General features: G+C 69.9%; 4 protein-coding genes. 3 read left to right on the top strand and 1 reads right to left on the bottom strand.

All coding sequences use genetic code 11. The annotated features are described in order from the left end of the window. Positions 1–525: 525 nt before the first annotated feature. Entirely contained in the window at positions 526–993 is a 468-nt protein-coding gene (locus ACFV4G_RS42660; protein WP_380448929.1) for an SRPBCC family protein, read from the top strand. 26 nt (positions 994–1,019) lie between these two features. Here the strand turns inward: ACFV4G_RS42660 and ACFV4G_RS42655 are convergent, their stop codons facing one another. Continuing rightward, positions 1,020–1,514, bottom strand: a complete 495-nt coding sequence (locus ACFV4G_RS42655; protein ID WP_380448927.1) for a hypothetical protein — start codon at positions 1,512–1,514, stop codon at positions 1,020–1,022. A gap of 271 nt (positions 1,515–1,785) precedes the next feature. On the opposite strand from ACFV4G_RS42655, the gene ACFV4G_RS42650 reads away from it, so the two are divergent. Together ACFV4G_RS42650 and ACFV4G_RS42645 are read left to right on the top strand one after the other, a co-directional pair. Continuing rightward, positions 1,786–2,202: a hypothetical protein gene (locus ACFV4G_RS42650; RefSeq protein WP_380448925.1), complete on the top strand. Its 417-nt coding sequence runs from the start codon at positions 1,786–1,788 to the stop codon at positions 2,200–2,202. Next, positions 2,199–2,618, top strand: coding sequence for a thiol-disulfide oxidoreductase DCC family protein (locus tag ACFV4G_RS42645; RefSeq protein ID WP_380448923.1), 420 nt, complete (start codon positions 2,199–2,201; stop codon positions 2,616–2,618). The genes ACFV4G_RS42650 and ACFV4G_RS42645 overlap by 4 nt, the downstream gene beginning before the upstream one ends. Positions 2,619–2,665 lie beyond the last annotated feature (47 nt).

Below are 2,665 nucleotides of genomic sequence, written 5' to 3'. Positions count from 1 at the left end.
GCTTCCTTCGAGCCGCCTTCCAGCGGGCCCTCCGGGCGCTTCGTTCTTTCGTGTTTCCAGCTTATCAGATGTTTTCCGCTCCGTTTTCCGGAGTTCCATTCGTCCGATTCGCTGGTGTCTTTCGGCGCTGTTGCCCCGTCCGATGTTCCAAACTCTAGCCGATCCCCGCTCCGCAAAGCGAATCCGGCCGAAGTCCGAATGCAATCCCGATAAACGCGCACACCGAATACGCATCGAGCCGAACGCGCACATGGCGAGCCCGACCCGCTTCGTACCGGGACGTGGTGTCTTTCGTGGATTTGGCCGCTCCGGGACCGTCCGCGCCGATGCGTGTCCGGTGCTCCCTGTCGAGCGACTCGGGAACACTACTCCGCCTCCACTCCCGAGGCAAAACGGCGGCCACGGTCCGCCGGTCGCCGTGCCGGCCGGGGCGAGCGCCTTCCACCGAGCGCCGGCGGCCGGTCGGCGCAACCCTGGTTGTGAGGCCTGAGTGCGCCGAGATCCGGAGAGGGCCCGAACAGCACCATGACGATTGACGAGACCGCCGAACGGGTGATCCCGCTGCCGCCCGACGTGGTGGCCGGCTATGCGATGGACTGGCGCCACGACGCCGAGTGGACCCAGGGCATCCGCGAGGCCCGGCTGACCCGTGAGGCAGACGAGGGCGGGTTCGGTGTCGGTGCCGAGGTCACCCGTACGGCGCACTTCCTCGGCAAGCGCATCGACTACGTGCTGCGCGTGGCGGAGTACGAGCCGCTGCGGCTGCTGGACATGGTCTCGGTCGCCGGTCCGATGCCGATGCACGTCACCTATCGCTTCGCCCCGCACCCCGGCGGCACCCTCGCCCGAATCCGGGTGCGGGGCGACGCCGGAGGCTACTACCGCCTGGCCGCGCCGATCATGGCGCGCAAGGTCCGCTCGTCCATCGCCAAGGACCTGCGCGACCTCGAACGTCGACTCCGTCCTTCCCGTTGGGCGACTGGATCCGAATAGGTGACCGCGGGCAGGTCCTCGCCGAGTCAGAGGACCTCGGTCTGCTGCGGGGTCACGTAGTGGGAGTACTCGCCGACCTGCACGATGTAGCCCTTCGGGGGCTCCAAGGACGTCGTCCACCAGATCCCGGTGACCTCCCCGACAGCATCCGCCGTCGCGCCCGGGGTGTCCGACTCCATACGGATTCGGACGCGGGTTCCCTCGGGCAGGTCGCTGCGATAACGGGGCGGCATGCCGGGATGAAGTCCTCCCCGGGAGACCAGGAACTCCGGCCGCAGCCTCCAGGGGCTGCCGTCCTCGGTCTCCACCGAGTAGAGCGGTCCGACCCGGCCGTCGCGCTCGTCCGGCGCAATGGCACACCCGACGATCACACCACGGCTGCCCACGGTCTCCGGCCCGAGCCGGCCCAGTTCCGGGACGGGCGGGTGCGGCGTCGCCAGTTCCACCATCTCGCCGTAGAGCAGCGTGGCCGGCTCGGGCCAGGGAGTCTCGTCCAGCAGCCACCGATGCCCGACCGTCATGAGCCCCTCCCGTTCATGGCCTCGGCGGACCCGCCACACCATATCCGCGAGGCGGTTGGCCTGAGCAGCCCGACCGGCTCTCCGGCCGCACGCTCCCGAGGCCTCGGCCGGCCCGGCGCCGACCACCGTCACGTCGGATCCACTCATCCAGGGAGTCACAAGCGTCCGAAGATCACCCCCCCCCCGCCGGTATTGAACACGTTCAAAGTGGCGCTACAGTGTTCCTCGACAAGGTTTTGAACGCGTTCGAAACGCGGAGGGGAGTAGTCCCGTGGACTACACAGTCGTCAGCTATGCCGTCTATCTGCCGATCGCCACCGGTGTGACGATCTGGGTGGCCCGCACGCTCAGCCGGAACGGCCGGATCTTCCTGGCGGACGTCTTCGCCGGGGACGACCGGCTCGCCGACGCCGTCAACCACCTGCTCGTGGTCGGCTTCTACCTGATCAACCTCGGGTTCGTCGCGCTCTGGATGCGCAGCGACGAGCAGGTGGGCAACGTCCAGGGCGTCTTCAACGCGCTCTCGTACAAGCTCGGCACCGTGCTGCTGGTGCTCGGGGCGATGCACCTCGGAAACGTCTACGTGCTGAGCCGGATCCGCCGCCGGGGCACGCAGGAGCGCGAGCCGATGACATCGTCGCGCCCGCCGGTCCCGGCGCAGGGCCACGTCACGCCGGGCCCGGCGTGACCGCCGGCCAGGACGCACCGCCGCCCGTGCGGTGGCTCACCGTGCTCCACGATCCCGCCTGCCCGCTCTGTCGCAGCCTCACCGCCTGGCTGCGCGGGCAGCGGCAACTCGTCCCGCTGGAGTTCGTCGCGGCCGCCTCCGCCGAGGCCCACGAGCTCTTCCCCGGGCTCGACCACGACGCGTCGCTCGGCGAGATCACCGTGGTGGGCGACACCGGAGAGGTGTGGCGCGGCCACCACGCCTTCGTCGCCTGTCTCTGGGCGCTGGCCGACCACCGGTCGCTCGCCCGGCGCCTCGCCACACCGGCCGGTCTCCCGCTCGCCCGGGCCGCCGCCTTCGCGGCCGCCAGGATCCGGGCAGTCACCAAGGTGCCGGCGAGCAATTGTCCGTCGGGAGAGTGTGACGTCCCCGGCTAGGGCCGGGGACGGGTCCGGGGGGATTTGGTCAGAGGGGCACCCCCCGA

The organism is Kitasatospora sp. NPDC059747 (assembly GCF_042732955.1).
Taxonomy (GTDB): Bacteria; Actinomycetota; Actinomycetes; order Streptomycetales; family Streptomycetaceae; genus Kitasatospora.
Note: the sequence above shows the minus strand (reverse complement) of the source record. Positions and strands in the feature narration are given on the sequence as shown.

What these genes read in the sequence shown, in the direction of transcription:
- ACFV4G_RS42655 (WP_380448927.1), bottom strand. Translation starts at nt 1,514, where the DNA reads ATGACGGTCGGGCATCGGTGGCTGCTGGACGAGACTCCCTGGCCCGAG.
- ACFV4G_RS42660 (WP_380448929.1), top strand. Translation starts at nt 526, where the DNA reads ATGACGATTGACGAGACCGCCGAACGGGTGATCCCGCTGCCGCCCGAC.